The sequence below is a fragment of the Klebsiella sp. 141251 genome, from assembly GCF_050600725.1.
Classification (GTDB): Bacteria; Pseudomonadota; Gammaproteobacteria; order Enterobacterales; family Enterobacteriaceae; genus Klebsiella; species Klebsiella aerogenes.
Genome location: NZ_JAQIRG010000002.1, coordinates 512,679 through 532,982, shown reverse-complemented (window position 1 = coordinate 532,982; position 20,304 = coordinate 512,679). Strand labels below are relative to the sequence as shown.

General features: G+C 53.6%; 18 protein-coding genes. 10 read left to right on the top strand and 8 right to left on the bottom strand.

Going from position 1 to position 20,304, the window contains the following annotated elements:
- Positions 1 to 3: 3 nt before the first annotated feature.
- The gene (gene ydcK, locus PGR09_RS07125; protein WP_213292508.1) at positions 4 to 984 is read right to left on the bottom strand and encodes a YdcK family protein; all 981 of its coding nucleotides are present in this window, start codon (positions 982 to 984) and stop codon (positions 4 to 6) included.
- A gap of 111 nt (positions 985 to 1,095) precedes the next feature.
- On the opposite strand from ydcK, the gene tehA reads away from it, so the two are divergent.
- Together tehA and tehB are read left to right on the top strand one after the other, a co-directional pair.
- On the top strand, positions 1,096 to 2,094 hold the full coding sequence (gene tehA / locus PGR09_RS07120; protein WP_430915976.1) for a dicarboxylate transporter/tellurite-resistance protein TehA: 999 nt from the start codon (positions 1,096 to 1,098) through the stop codon (positions 2,092 to 2,094).
- 2 nt (positions 2,095 to 2,096) lie between these two features.
- Positions 2,097 to 2,693: a tellurite resistance methyltransferase TehB gene (gene tehB, locus PGR09_RS07115; protein WP_047048785.1), complete on the top strand. Its 597-nt coding sequence runs from the start codon at positions 2,097 to 2,099 to the stop codon at positions 2,691 to 2,693.
- On the opposite strand, the gene pepT is transcribed toward tehB, so the two are convergent.
- Positions 2,690 to 3,919 carry a peptidase T gene (gene pepT, locus PGR09_RS07110; protein WP_315710654.1) on the bottom strand — a complete coding sequence of 410 codons (1,230 nt, stop codon included), beginning with the start codon at positions 3,917 to 3,919 and terminating at the stop codon, positions 2,690 to 2,692. The genes tehB and pepT overlap by 4 nt on opposite strands.
- Positions 3,920 to 4,229: 310 nt before the next feature.
- Here pepT and PGR09_RS07105 point away from each other — a divergent pair, with 310 nt between their 5' ends.
- Complete coding sequence (locus PGR09_RS07105) at positions 4,230 to 5,822, top strand: ABC transporter substrate-binding protein (RefSeq protein WP_047048778.1); 1,593 nt, start codon at positions 4,230 to 4,232, stop codon at positions 5,820 to 5,822.
- Between the two features lie 135 nt (positions 5,823 to 5,957).
- On the top strand, positions 5,958 to 6,626 hold the full coding sequence (locus PGR09_RS07100; RefSeq protein ID WP_045393989.1) for a DUF3313 domain-containing protein: 669 nt from the start codon (positions 5,958 to 5,960) through the stop codon (positions 6,624 to 6,626).
- Positions 6,627 to 6,671: 45 nt separating this feature from the next.
- Here PGR09_RS07100 and PGR09_RS07095 read toward each other — a convergent pair whose 3' ends face one another.
- Complete coding sequence (locus PGR09_RS07095) at positions 6,672 to 7,568, bottom strand: DMT family transporter (protein ID WP_047048775.1); 897 nt, start codon at positions 7,566 to 7,568, stop codon at positions 6,672 to 6,674.
- Positions 7,569 to 7,752: 184 nt separating this feature from the next.
- On the opposite strand from PGR09_RS07095, the gene PGR09_RS07090 reads away from it, so the two are divergent.
- Positions 7,753 to 8,622 carry a helix-turn-helix domain-containing protein gene (locus PGR09_RS07090; protein ID WP_047038408.1) on the top strand — a complete coding sequence of 290 codons (870 nt, stop codon included), beginning with the start codon at positions 7,753 to 7,755 and terminating at the stop codon, positions 8,620 to 8,622.
- Here the strand turns inward: PGR09_RS07090 and PGR09_RS07085 are convergent.
- The gene (locus tag PGR09_RS07085) at positions 8,599 to 9,771 is read right to left on the bottom strand and encodes a benzoate/H(+) symporter BenE family transporter (protein ID WP_264673710.1); all 1,173 of its coding nucleotides are present in this window, start codon (positions 9,769 to 9,771) and stop codon (positions 8,599 to 8,601) included. The two genes, PGR09_RS07090 and PGR09_RS07085, sit on opposite strands and share 24 nt — an antisense overlap.
- An 87-nt stretch (positions 9,772 to 9,858) precedes the next feature.
- On the opposite strand from PGR09_RS07085, the gene PGR09_RS07080 reads away from it, so the two are divergent.
- Together PGR09_RS07080 and PGR09_RS07075 are read left to right on the top strand one after the other, a co-directional pair.
- Positions 9,859 to 10,404, top strand: coding sequence for a helix-turn-helix domain-containing protein (locus tag PGR09_RS07080; protein WP_047048772.1), 546 nt, complete (start codon positions 9,859 to 9,861; stop codon positions 10,402 to 10,404).
- Positions 10,405 to 10,637: 233 nt separating this feature from the next.
- Positions 10,638 to 12,599 (top strand): peptidase U32 family protein, encoded by a 1,962-nt coding sequence (locus PGR09_RS07075; RefSeq protein WP_042897246.1) that lies wholly within the window; start codon positions 10,638 to 10,640, stop codon positions 12,597 to 12,599.
- A 9-nt stretch (positions 12,600 to 12,608) separates the two neighbouring features.
- Here the strand turns inward: PGR09_RS07075 and PGR09_RS07070 are convergent, their stop codons facing one another.
- The 4 genes from PGR09_RS07070 to PGR09_RS07055 form a co-directional block, all read right to left on the bottom strand.
- A complete protein-coding gene (locus PGR09_RS07070; protein WP_430915975.1) occupies positions 12,609 to 12,845 on the bottom strand; it encodes a DUF2554 family protein in 237 nt (78 codons plus the stop codon).
- A 165-nt stretch (positions 12,846 to 13,010) separates the two neighbouring features.
- Positions 13,011 to 13,136 carry a DUF2474 domain-containing protein gene (locus tag PGR09_RS07065; protein ID WP_064571560.1) on the bottom strand — a complete coding sequence of 42 codons (126 nt, stop codon included), beginning with the start codon at positions 13,134 to 13,136 and terminating at the stop codon, positions 13,011 to 13,013.
- Positions 13,136 to 14,146 carry a cytochrome d ubiquinol oxidase subunit II gene (gene cydB, locus PGR09_RS07060; protein ID WP_047048766.1) on the bottom strand — a complete coding sequence of 337 codons (1,011 nt, stop codon included), beginning with the start codon at positions 14,144 to 14,146 and terminating at the stop codon, positions 13,136 to 13,138. Before cydB ends, PGR09_RS07065 begins: the two co-directional genes overlap by 1 nt.
- Positions 14,146 to 15,543, bottom strand: a complete 1,398-nt coding sequence (locus tag PGR09_RS07055; protein ID WP_045394007.1) for a cytochrome ubiquinol oxidase subunit I — start codon at positions 15,541 to 15,543, stop codon at positions 14,146 to 14,148. The genes cydB and PGR09_RS07055 overlap by 1 nt, the downstream gene beginning before the upstream one ends.
- Positions 15,544 to 16,396: 853 nt before the next feature.
- Here PGR09_RS07055 and PGR09_RS07050 point away from each other — a divergent pair.
- The 3 genes from PGR09_RS07050 to PGR09_RS07040 all read left to right on the top strand — a co-directional run bounded on the left by PGR09_RS07050 (position 16,397) and on the right by PGR09_RS07040 (position 20,304).
- Positions 16,397 to 17,809, top strand: coding sequence for a PLP-dependent aminotransferase family protein (locus tag PGR09_RS07050; protein ID WP_430915974.1), 1,413 nt, complete (start codon positions 16,397 to 16,399; stop codon positions 17,807 to 17,809).
- Positions 17,810 to 18,127: 318 nt separating this feature from the next.
- Complete coding sequence (gene ydcS, locus PGR09_RS07045; protein WP_045394012.1) at positions 18,128 to 19,273, top strand: putative ABC transporter substrate-binding protein YdcS; 1,146 nt, start codon at positions 18,128 to 18,130, stop codon at positions 19,271 to 19,273.
- 17 nt (positions 19,274 to 19,290) lie between these two features.
- Entirely contained in the window at positions 19,291 to 20,304 is a 1,014-nt protein-coding gene (locus PGR09_RS07040; protein ID WP_047048760.1) for an ABC transporter ATP-binding protein, read from the top strand.

Sequence of the window (20,304 nt, the reverse complement as noted above, 5' to 3'; positions counted from 1 at the left end):
CGGCTATAGCGAACCCAGCAGCGGTGTGCGGGTGATATGCTCGTCGCCGCTGACGATTTTGCGCCCGCGAAGATGAATTCTGTCACCCTCCAGCGCTTCGATACAGGCGTTACCGCAGATTTCTACCTGATGTTCGATAATCACATCGCCTCGAATCGTCGCGTGCCCTTCGATAAGGACCTCGTCATCCAGCAGAATGGGGCCGCCGAGAAGATGGGCGTGCCCGCCGACCATCACACGATGTTTTAACAAGCAGTTGCCTTCGACCACGGCGTTTTCGCCCACCTGGGAACTGTAGCGCAGGGTTGGGATCTGATCCTCGCCGCGCCCGGCGACCAGCCGCGCGCAATCGTAGACCCGGGCGTTGTCACATATCCATACGTCGTTATCTTCATTACCTTCAATACGCGCGTTATCGAACACTTCGGCACGGTGTTCAACAAAAGCGTGCTCAACCACGGCATCGCCGTAAATTTGCGCCTGGTGAACAATCCGTGAGGCGCTAACCGTAGCGCGCTGATAAATTTGCAGCACTTTATCGGTATCAGAGGTGAGTCCCTGAGCGGCAATCACCAGACAGTGGGGGAGAACACGCGCCTGGTCGGCGATTCGACAGACGCCGCGAATTTGTGAATGCTTTATTGTGACGTTGTCACTTATCCTGGCACCGTGACTTGCCTGAACGTTATCAAGCCAGGCGTTATCGCTAATTGTCGCCCCGTGGCTTATTACACAGGTGCCGGTCAGGCGGGCGTTGTCGTCAACGCGCGCGCCAGCGAAGACAACGCTGTTGGCATCATAAATCCAGCAGTCGCCGCCCTGGCTTAACGCGGCTTCATCATCGAGCCAGCCGCCTTCGCTACCCGCCTTAACGTCTGAGAAATCAATCAGCGCCACGATTTGCCGCAGAGTTACGCTATGTTTAATCCCGTCTTCTTCAAACTGATACAGGCGGACGTGGTCGCTCAGACGATATTTCTTCATCAGTATTTCTCTTTACCGTTGGTTAACACAAACATAGCAAAAATCTCCGTAGCGCGTTTTATAAGGTTCCTTTAAAATGCAACTTAAAATTAAATTGAAAGTTTAATTAAAATGAATAAAAACGCAGCGAGCGGCCAGGTGCTGAATCTACCGGCTGGCTATTTTGGTATGGTGCTGGGAATTATCGGCATGGGGTTTGCCTGGCGCTATGCCAGCACTCTCTGGCCGGTGAGCATGCTTATTGGCGATGCGCTGGTGGTGCTGGCGACGGGGATCTGGGCGCTATTAATGTTAGCGTTTATTGCACGGGCGATTCGTTTCCCGTGCAGCGTGCTGCAGGAGATGCGTCATCCGGTGGCCAGCAGTTTTGTCAGTTTGCTCCCGGCGACAACGCTGTTGGTGGCAATCGGCTTTGTCCCCTGGTACCGACCGTTATCGCTGGCGTTATTTGCTGCGGGCGCTACGCTGCAGCTTTGCTATGCGGCCTGGCAGAGCGCGGGGCTGTGGCGGGGTAAACATCCGCAAGAGGCAACGACGCCCGGTTTATATCTGCCGACCGTCGCCAACAATTTTATCAGCGCCATGGCCTGCGGTGCGCTGGGGTTTAATGATGCCGGACTGGCGTTTCTCGGCGCTGGCGTCTTTTCCTGGCTCAGCCTGGAGCCGGTTATCCTGCAGCGGCTGCGCAGCAATGGCGAGCTACCGGCGGCGTTGCGGACATCGTTGGGCATCCAACTGGCGCCGGCGCTGGTGGCCTGTAGCGCATGGCTCAGCGTCAACGGCGGTGAAGCCGATACGTTTGCCAAAATGCTGTTTGGTTACGGTCTGCTGCAATTGCTGTTTATGCTGCGCCTGATGCCGTGGTATCTGCAGCAGCCGTTTAATGCTTCATTCTGGAGCTTCTCGTTCGGGATTTCCGCACTGGCGACCACCGGCCTGCATTTGGGGCACGGTCAGCCGCACGGTTTTTTCCATACGCTGGCGATCCCCTTATTTATTTTTAGCAACCTGATTATCGGCCTGCTGCTGCTGCATACCTTTCTGCTGCTGGTGCGAGGTAAACTGTTCATTCGCGTAGACCGTGACACTTTATTGCCAAACAAGGATTAATCATGACGACTCGTGACGAAAACTACTTTACTGAAAAATATGGCCTGACGCGCACCCACTCAGAAGTGGTGTATGCCGCCTCGCTGATGCAGCCGGGGCAGACGCTCGACCTTGGTTGCGGCAATGGACGAAACAGCCTGTATCTGGCAGCGAAAGGTTACAACGTCACGGCGTGGGATAAAAATCCCATGAGTATCGATAATCTGGAGAACATTCGTCAGGCTGAAGGGCTGGAGAACCTGCAGACGGCGATTAAGAACCTGAATACGCTGAGCTTTGATGGCGAGTATGATTTTATTCTTTCTACCGTGGTGATGATGTTCCTGGAAGCCAAAACCATCCCTGGTCTTATCGCCAACATGCAGCGCTGCACGAAGCCTGGCGGCTATAACCTGATTGTTGCCGCCATGGATACCGAAGATTACCCCTGTACCGTGGGCTTCCCGTTCGCCTTCAAACCTGAAGAACTGCGTGACTATTATGCTGGCTGGCAGCTCCTCAAGTACAACGAAGACGTCGGCGAACTGCACCGCACCGACGCCAGCGGCAACCGCATCAAGCTACGCTTCGCCACGATGCTGGCGCGTAAACCGGCTTAATCCGCCGCCAGCAGGCACAGCTGCAGGGCGGTTAGATAGGAGGCCTCAAAGGCGCGCAGCGGCAAAAATTCGAATTTCGAATGGAAATTATGCGCGCCGGTGAAGAAGTTCGGCGTCAGCAGACCCTTTGCCGATAGCGCTGCGCCGTCGGTACCGCCGCGCATCGGCGTGGGTTTTGGCGTTATACCGAGGCTTTCCATCGCGGTGAACATCAGGTCAATAGCCCGGCGGTCTTCGCCAATGGCGTTGCTGATATTGCTGTAAGTATCGCTTATCGTGAATTCAACTCTGGCAGTGGGGTACTGGGCGGCGATTTTCTCTGCCACTTCGCCAATCTGTTGTTTGCGGCGGTTAAAACTGTCCAGATCGAAATCGCGAATGTTGGCCTGCAACCGCGTGCTGTTCTGATCGCCATGAATACCGTTAAACCACACGTAGCCTTCGCGCCCGGCGGTGTGCTCCGGCGTCTGCTGGCGGTCGAAATAGCTCATAAAGTCGGTAGCCATTAACAGCGGGTTGACCAATACGCCTTTGGCGGACATCGGATGTGCCGTGACGCCGGTAAACCGTATCTCCGCAGAGGCGGCGTTGAAGTTTTCATAAACGAGTTCGCCCAGTTCGCAGCAGTCGATGGTCCAGGCAAAATCGACGGCGAAACGCGAGAGATCCAGCGCTTTTGCCCCGCGAAGACCCACTTCTTCGTCCGGGACGAACGCCACGACGATATCGCCATGCTTATGTTCGGCGGTCAGGTTTTCCAGCAGCGTCATGACAACGGTCACCGCCGCTTTGTTATCGGCGCCCAGTACGCTGGTGCCGTCGCTGAAAATAATCTCTTCATCACGATAGGCCAGGATTTCCGGATGCTCGTCAACCCGCAGCCAGATTTGCTGTTCCGAATTAAGACAGAGATCTTCACCAGTAAATCGCAGAATTTGCGGATGAATATCCGGCGACAGCCCGACATCAACGGTATCAATATGCGTGATAAAGCCGATCCGCGGCGCCCCGGGGACGGTGCCTTTTTTTACCGCCGTCACGGTCGCATGCTCGTCGACAACGATATCGTCAAGGCCAAACTGACGTAGCTCGTCGGCTAACGCCTGCGCCATCTGATGTTGTCCGGGCGTCGTGGGTAACGTGGTTGCTCGTGGATCGCTTTGGCTGGTGATAGCCAGATAGCGAAAGAAGCGCTGGGTTAATTGTCTGGTTAAGGGCGAGGCCATAGTGTTTCCTTCTATATACCCGTCATACTTCAAGTTGCATGTGCGTTGGCAATAACTCGGCCCATCCCTGGGCCTCGCCCTTACGGGCGCAGTGAACTGCGTTCAAATTCGTTCCTGACGAATTTGTCCTCACTCACCCCAGTCACTTACTGGAGTAAGCTCCTGGGGATTCGCTGCGTCGCCGCCTTCCTGCAACTCGAATTATTTAGGGTATAGTTATTTTTAAGGTGTTTGCAATCTGGCTTTAGTGTTATCTATGGGCAATAAAACAACAAGCTATTCATTAGTCAAAAAATGAAAAGGGAAACGCATGCAACGCACATTTACTTCAATAGCTCTGACGATAGCGGCATTAGCGGTGAGTTCCGCTGTGAATGCGAAAACACTGGTTTATTGCTCTGAAGGCTCGCCGGAAAACTTTAATCCGCAGCTTTATACTTCCGGGACCAGCGTCGATGCCAGCGCGGTACCGATATATAACCGGCTGGTGGACTTTAAAGTTGGCACCACGGAATTGCAGCCCAGCCTGGCGGAAAGCTGGGAGGTGAGCGACGATGGCAAAGTTTATACTTTCCACTTACGCAAGGGCGTTAAATTCCAAAGTAATAAGTATTTTAAACCGACCCGTGATTTTAATGCCGATGACGTTATTTTTTCCTTTATGCGGCAAAAGGATCCGAATAACCCTTATCATAATGTCTCTAATGGCAACTACTCCAATTTCGAAAGCCTGGAGTTTGGTTCGTTAATTACCGCAATTGATAAACCGGATGAATATACGGTGCGTTTTACCCTCGCGCACCCCGAGGCGCCTTTTGTTGCTGACCTCGGTTGGTATTTTGCTTCAATCCTCTCTGCGGAATATGCTGATGCGATGCTGAAAGCCGGTACCCCGCAGCGTGTTGATATGGATCCCATCGGCACCGGGCCGTTTAAGCTTGCGCAATATCAAAAAGATTCGCGGATTTTGTTTACCGCATTCCCTGATTACTGGCAGGGAAAAGCGAAAATCGATCGTTTAGTATTCAGTATCACGCCTGATGCCTCGGTGCGCTACGCTAAGCTCGAGAAAAATGAGTGTCAGGTCATGCCGTTCCCTAATCCCGCCGATTTACCGCGGATGAAAGATAATCCGCAGATCAATCTGATGAGCAAAGCCGGGCTTAATACCGGTTTCCTCGCCTTCAACACCCAGAAAGCGCCGCTGGATAACGTTAAGGTGCGCCAGGCGTTGGCCATGGCGATCAATAAACCGGCAATTATCGACGCGGTGTTCCACGGTACCGGGACAGTAGCGAAAAACCTGCTGCCGCCTGGCGTCTGGAGTGCCGATGCCGACCTGCAGGACTACAGCTGGGACCTGGAAAAAGCCAAAGCGCTGCTGCGTGAATCCGGCGTGAAGAGCCCCATTACCATCGACCTGTGGGCGATGCCGGTTCAGCGTCCTTATAACCCAAATGCGAAACGAATGGCGGAAATGATCCAGGCCGACTGGGCTAAAATCGGCGTGCAGACCAAAATCACCACCTATGAATGGGGCGAATACCTTAAACGGGTGAAAGACGGCGAGCATCAGGCGGCGTTGATGGGCTGGACTACCGCGACCGGCGACCCGGATAACTTCTTTGGCCCATTATTTACCTGTCAGTCGGCCAACGGTGGTTCTAATTCGGCGAAATGGTGCTACGCGCCGTTTGATAAAATTATCGCCGAAGCCAAAACCATCACCGACAGGCCGCAACGAGAAGCCTTGTATAAACAGGCGCAGCAGATGATGCACGATCAAATGCCGGCCGTGATGATTGCGCACTCAACTATTTTTGAGCCGGTTAATAAATCGGTGATTGGGTATGAAATCGACCCTTTTGGTAAACATATTTTTTATCAAGTGGACGTAAAATAAACATCGTAAATAAATCCGCCGCGTTGGCGGATTTATTTTTTGCAAGGAGTTGACGGACCACCTTTTTTGTCACAAAACTTAGCGTGGGAATTTGTTATAAATCTTGCCGACAAACTGCATTTACAGGGATCATCCATGCGTACAAAAATGTTATTTAAAGTAGCCGCTCTGGCCGGGCTACTGGCATTAACCGGTTGTGCATCTAAACTGGCGCAACCGGATCAGTATTCCGGGTTCTTAAAAGATTACTCTAAGTTAAAAGAGACTACCTCGGCTTCCGGCAAACCAGAGCTGCGCTGGATCTCCCCGGACTACAATCCGAACAACTATGACAATGTTGTTTATCGTCCAATCACCTACTACCCGGTGCCGAAACCAACGACTCAGGTAGGGGAGAAAGCGCTGCAGGACATCCTCAATTACACCAACAAGCAGATGAAACAGGCCATCAGCGAACGTAAACCGTTGGCGACCACGGCTGGCCCTCGCAGCCTGATTTTCCGCGGCGCCATCACCGGTGTTGATACCAGTAAAGAAGGGCTGCAGTTCTATGAAGTGATCCCGGTAGCGATGATTGTCGCGGGTACCCAGGCGGCAACCGGCCATCGCACGATGGACACGAATCTCTACTTCGAAGGCGAACTGATCGACGCGAAGACTAATAAGCCGGTTATTAAGGTTGTGCGTAAGGGCGAAGGTAAAACGCTGTCTAATGAGAGCACGCCGCTAACCGCTGATACGTTGAAGCAGGTGATTGATGACATGGCGATCGACGCGGTGAAATTCGACCCGTCACAGAAGTAATTGATGCGTTAAGCCCGTCTGGCGCGATGCCTGACGGGCTTATTATCAGGCCAGCCGGCGGCGCATAAATAGCTGCTCGGGGCGGGCGAACATCACCAGATTTCCTACCAGTATTAACGCAAGACCTATCACCGCGTTGCTATGCCAGATGTAACCTTCATAGAAGGTGGAGATAGTTAATGCCACCAGCGGGAAAAGCAGCGTGCTATAGGCCGCTTTACTGGCGCCGATACGTCCTACCAGGGTGAAATAAGCGCCGAAGGCGATCACCGAACCGAACAACGCCAGATACAGCAGGGCGCCCATATAACTCCAGGTCCACTGTGGCATAAAGTTATCGCCGCGCAGCAGCGCGATCGCGCCCATCACCAGCGTGCCGTAAAACATGGCCCAGCTATTGGTGGTCAATGTCTCAAGCCCGCGGCGCTGGTGGCGAATACTCAGCATATTGCCCAATGAAAAACCGTACGTTCCCAGGGCGCTCAGGCCGATTCCCCACAGTAGCGACGCGTTCAGACCATTGGCGAGGAGATCGTCCCAGAAGAGGGTGACGATTCCGGCGAGCCCCAGCGCCGCCGCCAGCCAAAAGCGCCCCGGCGGCTGCTGGCGGAAGAAAATAAAACTGTTGATCGCGTTAAATAATACCGCCATCGAAAAGATCACCGACTCAAGGCCGGTATTGATATGCGCCGCGGCGGTATAAAAACACCAGAAGTTAAAGCAAAAGACGCAGCAGCCTTGCAGCATGCAAAACAGATGATCGCGCATTGCCAGCGGGCGCAGACGGCGGGTAATCAGCAAAATTGTCAGCATGGTGACGCTGGCGACGGCAAAACGCCAGAAAATTGACACCGGCGCGGCAACGGGCCCCTGTTGTAAAAAGATAGCAATCCATGTGGTACCCCAGATAACCACCACCAGCCCGTAGAGTAATGCGTTCAAAATGTCTCTCCTGTTAATATGCCTGGCGTGAGTGTGCGGTTTTTCCGGGCAAAGCGCTGTCACCTTTTTGTTGCCGACTTGCAAAATCTTGCGCTTATTTTTCACAAGCTCATGGTCAATGCTGGTAAGCGGAGAGGACAATTTATAGACTAGAGGTCTGCGGATTAAAAACGATGTGAAGGCTATGGCATACGGGACGTTCGAAACATTACAACAACAAAATGCGGTGCTGCGGGGGACCGTAGAACTCAATTCCGGGATCCAGCTTGCCGCGTGGTACAACGACCTCGATCGAATCACGGTGCGCAGCGACCACCACACGTTGAGCCTGTATGTCGCCGATGGTTACGAAAGCTACCAAAAAACGCCCTACGGCTGGAAGAACGGCGGCGGGCCGGATCGTTTTTGTCTGATGCCGAAGGGCGATGAAAGCACCTGGGATATTCGCGGCGATCTTTCGTTCGTTCATCTCTATTGCACCGATGAACACCTGCGCCGCGTCGGCGAGCAAATTTGGGATCGCAGTCCTGCTTCTTTCACCTTGCAGGAAAAGACCTTTGCCAGCGATGACAAAATTACGGCGGTCTATCGTCAGTTTCTGCTCGACAACGACTGGCGCCAGCAGGCTAATCAACTGCTGTTAAGCTCGGCCAGTACGCTGCTGTTGACGCATCTGATCCAAAACTATTCGAACGTCCAGTGGCGGTTGCCGACCGTTACCGGCGGCCTGGCGCCGCATCTGTTGCGTAATCTGTTGGCGTGGATTGAGGAGCACCTCGAGCAGCCGCTAACGCTCGCCGATCTGGCCGCCCAGGCGTCGCTTAGCGAATACCATTTTGCACGGATGTTCCGCCAGTCAATGAATATGGCGCCGCACCAGTATGTGATGCAGCGGCGGATGCTCAAGGCGCAACATCTGATTTGCCATACTCAGCAGCCGTTGACCGAGATAGCGTTAGCCTGTGGCTTTAGCTCCGCCAGCCATTTTAGTCATCGGGTAAAAAGCGCCACGGGTCTTACGCCAAGCCAGCTACGCGCGGCGCAGCGCGGTTAATAGCGCATAGCTGATACCGCCGAGGACCAGCCCCCAAAAGGCCGAGCCGACTCCTGCAAGGGTAACGCCGCTGGCGGTGACCAAAAATGTTACGACTGCGGCATCGCGTTCGCTCTCATGCCCCAGCGCCTGATAGAGACTGCCGCTAATGGTTCCCAACAATGCCAGCCCCGCCAGCATCTGGATCCACACCGGCGGCAGCGCCGCCATTAGCGCGGTTATCGAACCGCCAAATAGACCCGCTAACAGATAAAAAAAACCGGCCGCCGCTGCGGCGAGCCAGCGCTTATCCGCATCCGGATGCGCATCCGGACTTTGACAGATCGCGGCGGTAATGGCGGCGATGCATACGGAATAGACGCCAAATGGTGAAAATAGCAGCGCCAGCGCGCCGGTAAATACGATAAGCGGCGAGACCGGAACCCGATAGCCTGATGCCTGAATAGTCGCCAGCCCCGGGGCATTCTGCGAAGCCATGGTGACAAGAAAAAACGGTACACCGACGCTGAGTAACAGCGAAGGAGTGAACTGCGGGGTAATCCACTGCGGAGCAACAAAAACCATATCGTTTGCCACTGGTGACAGCGCGCCGGTTAGCAGGGCGATGACCCCACCTGCCGCTAATGCCGCGACCACCGCAAAACGTGGATAAAGCGCTTTGCATAACAGCCAGGCGGCGAACATCCCGCCGCATAGCAGGAGATTATCCTGCAAACTGCCAAATGCCTGCAGACCAAAGCGTAGCAGGATCCCCGCCAGCATTGCCGCCGCCAGCGAATGCGGAATGATTTTCATGAGGCGGGCAAACAGTCCCGTCACGCCACATAGCAGGATCAGCGCGTTGGCGAAAACAAATATTCCCACCGCCTGTGCCAGCGTCGCTCCCTGTAATCCACTGACCAGTAAAGCCGCGCCTGGGGTTGACCATGCGGTGAGGATGGGGACTTTCCGCCATAACGTTAATACCAGCGTGCTGACGCCCATCGCCAGGCCAAGGGCGGTCATCCAACCGGCTATTTGCCCGGCGTCGGCGCCAGCGGCGGCGGCCGCTTGCCAAATGATGGCGGCGGAGCTGGCGTAGCCTACCAGCACGGCGACAAATCCCGCGAGCAGCGTGGGGATGGGAAGGGTAAAGGAGCGCATGAACACCTCTTGTGCGTTATAACATACGACGAAGGTAGCATTGTGCGTTATAGCGTACAACTGGTAATATCAAGAAAATGACGAGGAGCACCAATGAATATTGCCCAACATCTGGCATTGACGCTGAAAAGCCTGCGTCAGCAGCGCGGCTGGAGTTTGTCGCGGCTGGCGGAAGAAACCGGAGTATCAAAGGCGATGCTCGGGCAAATCGAACGTAATGAATCGAGCCCAACGGTTGCGACATTGTGGAAGATAGCCACCGGCCTCAATGTGGCGTTTTCGACTTTTATTGTCGCTGATGAGTCCGCAGCGCCCGCCGCCTTCGACCCGCAGCAGCAGGCGATGGTGGTGACGCCCATCTTCCCATGGGATCCCGAACTGCGTTTTGACCATTTTTCGATTACCCTCGCCCCCGGCGCGCTGAGCGAATCGACGCCGCATGAGACCGGCGTCATTGAACATGTGGTGGTCATTAGCGGTACGCTGGATTTATGTCTGCAGGGGCAGTGGCATTCATTGCAGGCGGGAGAAGGGCGGCGCTTTGCCGGCGACCTGACGCACGCTTACCGCAATAGCGGCGCGCAGACGGCGCACTTTCATTCGCTGATTCATTATCCAAAAGAAAAAGCCGCGGACTAATCCGCGGCCAATCAAGATGACTGAGACTAAAATTCACAACGTGACGAGGAAAATCCGGAATACGCAGCCACTGTAACCTTGCCGGGTTTTCATGAGAAATAGCTTTTTCTTCAATGCTTTGCCGATTTCTGCAAATTCGCTGTGCGGGCGCGGCGGAAAATGTTTTCGTCTGCGCTCAGTTCTGACTACAATAGCCGCCATTTCGACCCCCTATAACGGATAACGACGAGCGTATGCGCCTGCAAAACCATCATCTTGAACTTCTTAGTCCCGCCCGCGATGCCGGGATCGCCCGTGAAGCGATTTTACACGGCGCCGATGCGGTCTATATCGGCGGGCCGGGCTTCGGCGCGCGGCATAATGCCAGTAATAGCCTGAGCGATATCGCCAACCTGGTGCCGTTTGCGCATCGCTTTGGCGCTAAGGTGTTTGTGACGCTGAATACCATTCTTCATGATGATGAACTGGAACCCGCGCAACGTCTGATTACCGATCTGTACGAGACCGGCGTCGATGCGCTGATCGTGCAGGATATGGGGATAATGGAGCTGGATCTGCCGCCAATCGAGCTGCATGCGAGCACCCAGTGCGATATTCGCAGCGTCGAGAAGGCGAAGTTTCTCTCTGATGCAGGCTTCAGCCAGATTGTTCTGGCTCGCGAACTCAACCTCGATCAAATTAAAGCGATCTACGACAATACCGACGCGACTATCGAGTTCTTTATTCACGGCGCCCTGTGCGTTGCCTATTCCGGCCAGTGCTATATTTCTCACGCGCAAACCGGACGTAGCGCCAACCGCGGCGACTGCTCTCAGGCTTGCCGCCTGCCTTACACCCTGAAAGACGATCAGGGGCGCGTCGTGGCTTATGAAAAACATTTATTGTCGATGAAAGATAACGATCAAACTGCCAACCTGGCGGCTTTGATCGACGCCGGCGTGCGCTCCTTTAAGATTGAAGGGCGCTATAAAGATATGAGTTATGTGAAAAATATCACCGCTCACTATCGTCAGATGCTGGATCGTATTATTGAAGACCGCGGCGATCTCGCGCGTTCTTCCGCCGGGCGCACCGAGCACTTTTTCGTACCGTCTACCGATAAAACGTTCCATCGCGGCAGCACCGACTATTTTGTTAACGCGCGTAAGGGCGATATCGGCGCCTTTGATTCGCCGAAATTTATCGGTCTGCCGGTAGGCGAAGTATTAAAAGTCGGAAAAGATTATCTCGATGTCGAAGTGACCGACGCGTTGACTAACGGCGATGGTCTGAATGTCATGATCAAACGTGAAGTTGTCGGCTTCCGTGCCAATACGGTGGAGAAAACGGGGGAAAACCGTTATCGCGTCTGGCCAAACGAGATGCCGGCAGACCTGCATAAAGTACGTCCGCATGAGGCGCTTAATCGTAACCTCGACCATAACTGGCAGCAGGCGCTACTGAAAACTTCCAGCGAGCGTCGCATTGCGGTTGATATCGCGCTGAGCGGCTGGCAGGAACAATTGGTGCTGACCATGACCTGTGAAGACGGCGTCAGCGTCACGCATACGCTGGATGGCGAATTTGCCGAAGCGACCCAGGCGGAAAAAGCGCTGGCTAATCTGCGTGATGGCGTGGCGAAGCTCGGGCAGACTATTTACTACCCGCGTGATGTGCAGATTAATCTGCCGGCGCTGTTTGTACCGAACAGTATGCTCAACCAACTTCGCCGCGAAACGGTAGAGATGCTCGATCAGGCGCGCCTCGATGCCTGGCAGCGCGGTACGCGTAAACCGGTCTCCGTACCTCCGCCGGTGTATCCGGAAACGCATTTGTCGTTCCTGGCGAACGTTTATAACCACAAAGCGCGCGCTTTTTATCAGCGTTACGGCGTACAGCTGATTGATGCGGCGTATGAAGCTCATGAAGAGAAGGGCGACGTACCGGTGATGATCACCAAGCACTGCCTGCGTTTTGCCTTCAACCTATGTCCGAAGCAGGCTAAAGGCTCGATTAAAAGCTGGAAGGCGACGCCGATGCAGCTGATCCACGGTGATGAAGTCCTGACGCTGAAATTTGATTGTCGCCCGTGCGAAATGCACGTGGTGGGTAAAATCAAAAATCATATCCTCAAGATGCCGCATCCGGGCAGCATCGTCGCCTCCGTTAGCCCGGACGAGCTGATGAAAACGTTGCCCAAGCGTAAAGGCGCGTAAGGGCCGTTCTCACAGCGGGCCGTTATGCGCCTTTGCTTTGCGCGCATACTGCCGGTGATGATGCTCGCGCAGCGAACTGGCGGTCTCCTCAGCCTGACTGCGTAGCTCATCGCAATCAGCATCGTGCAGTAACTGCTGTTCGAGGCTTTGCACCGGGAAATATTCATGCCCCTGACGCTGGGCTAACACATGGCCGGACAATAACCCGCACATCAACACAACCGCTGTCAAAAATTTTCGCCACATATCATTTTCCATATCAATAGATAACGCATGAGTAATATGGTTGATTTAATATCGGCTTTTTTGCCTGGTTATCAAAGAAGCGCAAGGCTTTGTCAGGCGCGGCTGAAGAATGATGAAAAAAAAGCCTGACGCGTCAAGCGCCAGGCTAAGAAACAGTTTCTTTTCTCAGGCGCGAAGCCCGGCGGCGTTCATCAGCAGGCGGAAAATCATGCTGACGGCGCCCAGCGCCAGCACGCTAGCCCCCCATATGGCCACCAGCCATAGCAAACGTTTTATCCATGATCTCTCCATCAGTGATATCCCTCGCCAGGTTGAACTTTGCCGCGGAATACGTAGTAGCTCCAGAAGGTATAACCAAGAATGACGGGAATAATCAGTAGCGCGCCAACCAGCATAAAGCCCTGGCTTTGCGGCGGCGCCGCGGCCTGCCACAACGTAATCCCCGGCGGGATAATATTCGGCCAAATGCTGATCCCAAGCCCGCTAAAGCCAAGAAAGACTAATCCCAGCGTCAATATAAACGGCAGGACGTGAGCGTCGCGTTTCCCAAGCGTGCGCCATAACAAGGCGCTGATGGCGATAACCAGTAGCGGCACCGGCAGCAGGTAAAACAGGTTCGGCAGGCTAAACCAGCGCTCGGCGATAGCCGGCAGAGAGAGCGGCGTCCACAGACTAATCGCGGCTATCGCCACCAGTAAGGCCAGCAGAAGAAAGCGTGAAATTCTGCGCATGGTATTCTGCAACGGATTCTCGCTTTTCATCACCAACCAACTGGCGCCCAACAACGCGTAAGCAACGGTGAGGCCGAGGCCGCAGAAAAGGGTAAATGGCGTGAACCAATCCCACATTCCGCCGCTAAAGCTGCGACCGCTGACCGGAAAACCATGAATGACCGCGCCAACGACCATGCCCTGGGTGAATGTCGCCAGTAGCGATCCGCCAAGAAAAGCTTTATCCCAGAAAGGACGGTGCGTAGGGGTAGCTTTGAAGCGAAACTCGAAGGCCACGCCGCGAAAAATAAGGCCGATCAGCATCAGGGTTAAGGGTACCGACAGCGCGTCGATAATCACCGCATAGGCCAACGGGAAGGCACCGAAAAGACCTGCGCCGCCAAGCACCAGCCAGGTTTCATTGCCATCCCATACCGGGGCGACGCTGTTGACCATCACGTCGCGCTCTTCATCGCCGCGTACGGTAACAAACAGAATCCCAATCCCTAAGTCGAAACCGTCCATGACGATGTACATCAGCGTGGCGAACACGATGATAACAAACCAAATAACCGATAAATCAATACCCATTAGCGGGACTCCTTATGCTGAAAACCATCCATAACGGCAGAAAGCGGACGTGCGGGCGTACCTGTTGGCGCCGGTGTCTGCTCCTGCGGTCCTTTGCGGATCAGGCGCAGCATGTAGCTATAACCGACGCCGAACACCGAACTGTAGACGGCAATAAAGGCTAGCAGGCTAATGGTCATATGCAGATCGCCGTGAGCTGATACGGCCTCGGAGGTGCGCTGTACGCCGTAGACGACCCATGGCTGGCGCCCAACTTCGGTTGTCACCCAGCCGGCCAGGATAGCAATCAGTCCGGAAGGCCCCATCCATAACGCGAAGCGCAGGAAAGGTTTTGAGGTATACAGACGCTGGCGATAGCGCAGCCACAGCGCAATGGCGCCAAGCAATATCATCAGCATTCCCAGACCGGCCATCAGACGAAATGACCAGAAGACAATGGTTGAGTTAGGGCGATCTTGCGGGGCGAATTCCTTCAGCGCCGGTACCTGCTTATCGAGGCTATGGGTAAGAATCAGACTGCCGAGGGCGGGGATCTCCAACCCGTAGCGGGTGCGCTCTTGTTGCATGTCCGGCCAGCCGAACAGCAGCAGCGGCGTCGGTTCGCCGGGCGGATTTTCCCAGTGGCCTTCGATGGCGGCAATCTTCGCCGGTTGGTGTTTCAGGGTATTAAGCCCATGCATATCGCCGATTAATGCCTGGATGGGGGCGACAATCAGCGTCATCCATAGCGCCATTGAGAACATGGCGCGGATGGCATGGGTTTGGTTGCCGCGCAGCAAATGCCATGCGGCGGATGCGCCCACGAATAACGCGCTGCTAAGAAACGCAGCAACGGACATATGGAATAAGCGGTAAGGGAAAGAAGGGTTAAAGATAACGGCGAACCAGTCTACGGGTACGACCTGGCCGTTAACAATTTCAAAACCTTGCGGTGTTTGCATCCAGCTATTTGAGGCCAGGATCCAGAACGTGGAAATAATGGTGCCCAGCGCCACCATACAGGTGGCGAAAAAATGCAGGCCGGGGCCGACACGGTTCCAGCCAAATAACATCACGCCAAGGAAACCGGCCTCCAGGAAGAACGCGGTAAGGACTTCATACGTTAGCAATGGGCCGGTAATGCTGCCGGCGAACTGAGAAAAACCGCTCCAGTTTGTGCCGAACTGGTAGGCCATAACCAGCCCTGAGACCACTCCCATACCAAAGTTGACGGCAAAGATTTTCGACCAGAAATGATACAGCGAGCGCCAGACAGGATTTTTTGTTTTTAACCACAATCCCTCAAGTACCGCCAGGTAACTGGCAAGACCGATGGTGATTGCTGGAAAGATGATATGAAATGAGACGGTAAAGGCGAATTGGATCCGCGCCAGATGAAATGCATCAAGACCGAACATGCAAGGCTCCACAACAAAATTGATTCTGCGCAATTTTAGAGGGGGGAGAGGCGTGATAGCAGACGCAGAAAAGCGCTTTTTTATGATAACAGTTGCGGATTGTTATTCTTTCTCTTGATGTTTCATATTTGTGAAGTTAATTTTCATGTCATCATAAATAATCAATTTCGTATTGTGAATTTATATCAGTTATACTTCACACTTTTATTTACGATTTTCCTTATGACTTGCGCTGTTTTTTGTTAATTATTCTGCTAGCCTGTGATGGCGTTATGTTTTGCCGTCAAGTTTACCTCTTAAATATCCGTATTCATTATGTGAATTTGATATCCATTATTTTTTAATATATTAATTGATAAAGAAAGGGAGAGGGTTTGTCAAAGAAAGGCCTGCGAAGTTTACTTATCTCATTGTTGATAATGAGCATTTTTTGGCTTGCCGTGGGCGGCGGAGTCTATCTGCTTATTTGAGCTACTAGTATCCCGGCATGAAATTACTTCATTTTTAGATGCGTGATGAATTTATCGGTCGGGCTGATTTAATCGCTGATTCACAACATGAGAAATAAAGCGTATCTATGTTCAAACGATTAGAGTTGGCATCGATACGTCGTGCGCATCATTCATATTTTTTCTAACTTGCGGACTTGCCTGATACTTTATTGCTATCCTCAAATGCGAATAATTCATCATTGATAATACAATTTCATGTTCTTTCAGCGGCAAGATCACCACTTGCCGTGCTATGAGATACTCGCTCAGTGGCATCTGTCAGGTATATCAGTTTTTAAAACCTGCCATTTTTGACCATCTGTTATAAGATAAGGCATCCCGTTGATGGAATGGATGCGGTAATGAAAAAGTATCAGCAGCTTGCGCGACAGTTAACTGAACAGATCGCGCTTGGCGTTTGGCAACCAGGCGATCGGCTGCCCTCCTTACGCGAACAGGTTGTCAGCAGCGGAATGAGTTTTATGACCGTCAGCCATGCCTACCAGTTACTGGAAAGCCAGGGACGGATTATCGCTCGTCCACAATCCGGTTATTATGTGGCGCCGCAGCCGGTGAAGCAGCGCCAGCCTGAGCCTCCCGCGCAAGTGACGCGCAATGAGTCGGTTGATATCAATACCTATATTTTCGACGTCCTGCAGGCGAGCCGCCAGGCATCGATGCTGCCTTTTGCTTCCGCTTTTCCCGACCCGCGTCTGTTTCCCTTGCAGCAGCTAAATCGTTCTCTGGCTCAAGTGAGTAAAACCGCCACCGCCATGAGCGTGATCGAGAATCTGCCGCCGGGTAACGATGAGCTTCGTCATGCTATTGCCCGGCGTTATGCGTTGCAGGGAATGAACGTATCGCCGGATGAGATAGTCATTACCGCCGGTGCGCTGGAGGCGTTGAACCTCAGCCTGCAGGCGGTAACTGAGCCCGGCGATTGGGTCGTCGTCGAAAATCCATGCTTTTACGGCGCGCTGCAGGCGCTCGAACGGTTGCGACTTAAGGCGCTATCGGTGACCAGCGATGTGAAAGAGGGGATCGATTTAGCGGCGCTGGAACAGGCATTGCAGAGCTACCCGGTCAAAGCCTGCTGGCTGATGACCAATAGCCAGAACCCGCTCGGATTTACGCTGACGGCAGACAAAAAGGCGCAACTGGTGGCGCTATTGACACGCTACAACGTCATGTTGATTGAAGATGACGTTTACAGTGAGTTGTACTTTGGTCGGGAAAAACCGCTACCCGCAAAGTACTGGGATCGTGATGAGATGACGCTACACTGTAGCTCATTTTCAAAATGCCTTGTCCCGGGATTTCGTATCGGCTGGGTTGCCGCTGGCAGGCATGCCCGCCGTATTCAGCAGTTACAGCTGATGAGTACGCTATCTACCAGTTCGCCGATGCAGTTGGCGCTGGTCGATTATCTCTCGACCAAACGTTACGACGCGCATTTACGCCGGTTGCGAAGACAGCTTGCCGAGCGGAAACAGCTGGCCTGGCAAGCGCTACTGCGTTTTTTACCCGCCGAGGTCAAAATTCATCATAGCGACAGCGGTTATTTCCTGTGGCTGGAGCTGCCCGCTGGCGTCGATGCTGGCGAACTCAGCGCTCTGGCGTTACGGGATAACATCAGTATTGCGCCGGGTAAAATGTTTTCTACCACCGCTAACTGGACCTCATTTTTCCGTTTTAATACCGCCTGGGGCTGGGGAGAAAAAGAAGAGCAGGGAGTCAAACGGCTCGGCGAACTTATACGTCAACTTTTGTCTTAGCTTATTCATCGCTTTTTTTAATTGCCGGTTTTTATTATTCAGGCAATTTATCCACTTCATTCTTGTATTCATTAATCAGTTTAAAATATCCACCAGCACCGGGTCGTCATAGGGAATATGCATACTCATCCCCCTGCCATAACTCCTTGTCTATAATCCATATTATCGAATCGTGGTGGCGATTTTTGCGGAATGCGCACCTGGTCACAACCTGAGGAAATTTCCCCAGAGCCCCGCAGGCCGCCGTCTACCCTTATTAAGGGAGATATTTTTACGGCACGGCTGCCGCTACTTTTATTCTGACAGGAGTAAGTTCAAATGAGCAAAAAATTTGCCCGTGGCAGCCTGTGCGCGCTGAGTATGGTTGTGCTGACAGCGCAAGCCGCTGAACCGCCGTCTTCGCTGGATAAAGGAGAAGGGCGGCTCGATATTATTGCCTGGCCGGGTTATATCGAACGCGGTCAGACGGATAAGAATTATGACTGGGTAAGCCAATTCGAAAAAGAGAGCGGCTGCCAGGTTAATGTGAAGACTGCCGCCACTTCAGACGAAATGGTCAGCCTGATGGCGAAGGGCGGTTACGACCTGGTGACCGCCTCCGGCGACGCCTCGTTGCGCCTTATCATGGGCAAGCGTGTACAGGCGATTAATACCGCGCTGATCCCAAACTGGAAAACGCTTGACCCGCGAGTTGCCAAAGGCGCGTGGTTTAACGTCGGCGATAAAGTGTACGGCACGCCCTATCAATGGGGGCCGAACCTGCTGATGTACAACACTAAAACCTTCCCGACGCCGCCTGATAGCTGGAAAGTGGTTTTCGTCAAACAAGATCTACCGGACGGAAAAAGCAACCAGGGGCGAGTTCAGGCCTATGATGGTCCGATTTATATCGCTGATGCTGCGCTATTTGTCAAAGCAACGCAGCCGCAGTTAGGAATTAACGATCCCTATGAACTCACCGAAGCGCAGTATCAGGCGGTGTTGAAGGTGCTGCAGGATCAGCATCCGCTGGTTCACCGTTACTGGCACGATGCAACCGTTCAGATGAGCGACTTTAAAAACGAAGGCGTGGTTGCCTCGGGCTCCTGGCCGTATCAGGCCAATGGTCTGAAAGGTGAAGGTCAGCCCATCGCTACCGTCTTCCCAAAAGAAGGCGTGACCGGCTGGTCCGATACGACGATGTTGCATAGTGAGGCAAAGCATCCGGTATGCGCTTATAAGTGGATGAACTGGTCGCTGACGCCGAAAGTACAGGGCGATGTCGCCGCCTGGTTTGGATCGCTGCCCGTGGTGCCGCAGGGCTGTAAAGCCAGTACGCTATTGGGAGACAAAGGCTGTGAAACCAACGGTTACAACCAATTCGACAAGATTGCGTTCTGGAAAACGCCGATTGCCGAAGGCGGAAAGTATGTTCCTTATAGCCGTTGGACCCAGGACTATATCGCGATTATGGGTGGCCGCTAAGCGCCTGGAGACTGAACATGACGTACGCGGTAGAGTTTGATGACGTTTCGCGTTTGTATGGTGACGTACGCGCGGTGGATGGCGTGAGTATCGCCATTCGCGATGGCGAGTTTTTTTCCATGCTGGGGCCGTCAGGCTCCGGCAAAACCACCTGCCTGCGCTTAATCGCGGGCTTCGAACAGCTATCCGGCGGTTCGATTCGTATTTTTGGTCAGCAGGCCAGCGAATTACCGCCCTGGCAGCGTGACGTCAATACGGTTTTTCAGGATTACGCGCTATTTCCGCATATGTCGATCATCGACAACGTCGCCTATGGGCTGATGGTGAAAGGCGTGGGCAAAAAAGAACGTCAGCTTCGCGCCCAGGAAGCCTTAGAAAAAGTGGCGCTTGGGTTTGTGCACGCTCGCAAGCCTTCGCAGCTATCCGGCGGTCAACGGCAACGGGTCGCCATTGCCCGCGCGCTGGTCAACCAACCTCGTGTGCTGTTATTAGATGAACCGCTTGGCGCGCTGGATTTAAAACTGCGCGAACAGATGCAGGTAGAGCTAAAAAAACTTCAGCAGTCGCTGGGTATTACTTTCATTTTTGTTACTCACGATCAGGGTGAGGCGCTGTCGATGTCCGATCGCGTGGCGGTGTTTAACAATGGCCGTATTGAGCAGGTCGATTCGCCGCACTCGCTCTATTTACAGCCTAAAACCGCCTTTGTCGCCGGATTTGTCGGCACCGCGAACGTTTTTACCCCAGAAGTTTCGCAGCGCCTATGCGGGGTGGCTGGCGCGTGGTCACTCCGTCCTGAACATATTCGACTGAATGGCGGCGGTGATATTCAGGTTCAGGGGACCGTGCAGGCGGTGCAGTTTCAGGGGGCATCAACGCGTATTGAACTGAAACTTGCAGCGGGCGAAAAGCTGCTAGTCAGCCAGGCCAACGTTGATGGCGGGGCGGCGTTGAGCGCGCCGCGGTTGGGGCAACAGGTATTGGCCGGCTGGTCGCGTTCGGCGATGGTCTCCCTGGAAAGCGGAGGCTGA

Coding starts and splice junctions, on each gene's coding strand:
- PGR09_RS07090 (WP_047038408.1), top strand. CDS start 7,753: ATGGCATACGGGACGTTCGAAACATTACAACAACAAAATGCGGTGCTG.
- ydcS (WP_045394012.1), top strand. CDS start 18,128: ATGAGCAAAAAATTTGCCCGTGGCAGCCTGTGCGCGCTGAGTATGGTT.
- ydcK (WP_213292508.1), bottom strand. CDS start 984: ATGAAGAAATATCGTCTGAGCGACCACGTCCGCCTGTATCAGTTTGAA.
- PGR09_RS07100 (WP_045393989.1), top strand. CDS start 5,958: ATGCGTACAAAAATGTTATTTAAAGTAGCCGCTCTGGCCGGGCTACTG.
- PGR09_RS07070 (WP_430915975.1), bottom strand. CDS start 12,845: ATGTGGCGAAAATTTTTGACAGCGGTTGTGTTGATGTGCGGGTTATTG.
- PGR09_RS07075 (WP_042897246.1), top strand. CDS start 10,638: ATGCGCCTGCAAAACCATCATCTTGAACTTCTTAGTCCCGCCCGCGAT.
- pepT (WP_315710654.1), bottom strand. CDS start 3,919: ATGGCCTCGCCCTTAACCAGACAATTAACCCAGCGCTTCTTTCGCTAT.
- PGR09_RS07105 (WP_047048778.1), top strand. CDS start 4,230: ATGCAACGCACATTTACTTCAATAGCTCTGACGATAGCGGCATTAGCG.
- PGR09_RS07040 (WP_047048760.1), top strand. CDS start 19,291: ATGACGTACGCGGTAGAGTTTGATGACGTTTCGCGTTTGTATGGTGAC.
- PGR09_RS07065 (WP_064571560.1), bottom strand. CDS start 13,136: ATGGAGAGATCATGGATAAAACGTTTGCTATGGCTGGTGGCCATATGG.
- PGR09_RS07055 (WP_045394007.1), bottom strand. CDS start 15,543: ATGTTCGGTCTTGATGCATTTCATCTGGCGCGGATCCAATTCGCCTTT.
- tehA (WP_430915976.1), top strand. CDS start 1,096: ATGAATAAAAACGCAGCGAGCGGCCAGGTGCTGAATCTACCGGCTGGC.
- PGR09_RS07050 (WP_430915974.1), top strand. CDS start 16,397: ATGAAAAAGTATCAGCAGCTTGCGCGACAGTTAACTGAACAGATCGCG.
- tehB (WP_047048785.1), top strand. CDS start 2,097: ATGACGACTCGTGACGAAAACTACTTTACTGAAAAATATGGCCTGACG.
- PGR09_RS07080 (WP_047048772.1), top strand. CDS start 9,859: ATGAATATTGCCCAACATCTGGCATTGACGCTGAAAAGCCTGCGTCAG.
- cydB (WP_047048766.1), bottom strand. CDS start 14,146: ATGGGTATTGATTTATCGGTTATTTGGTTTGTTATCATCGTGTTCGCC.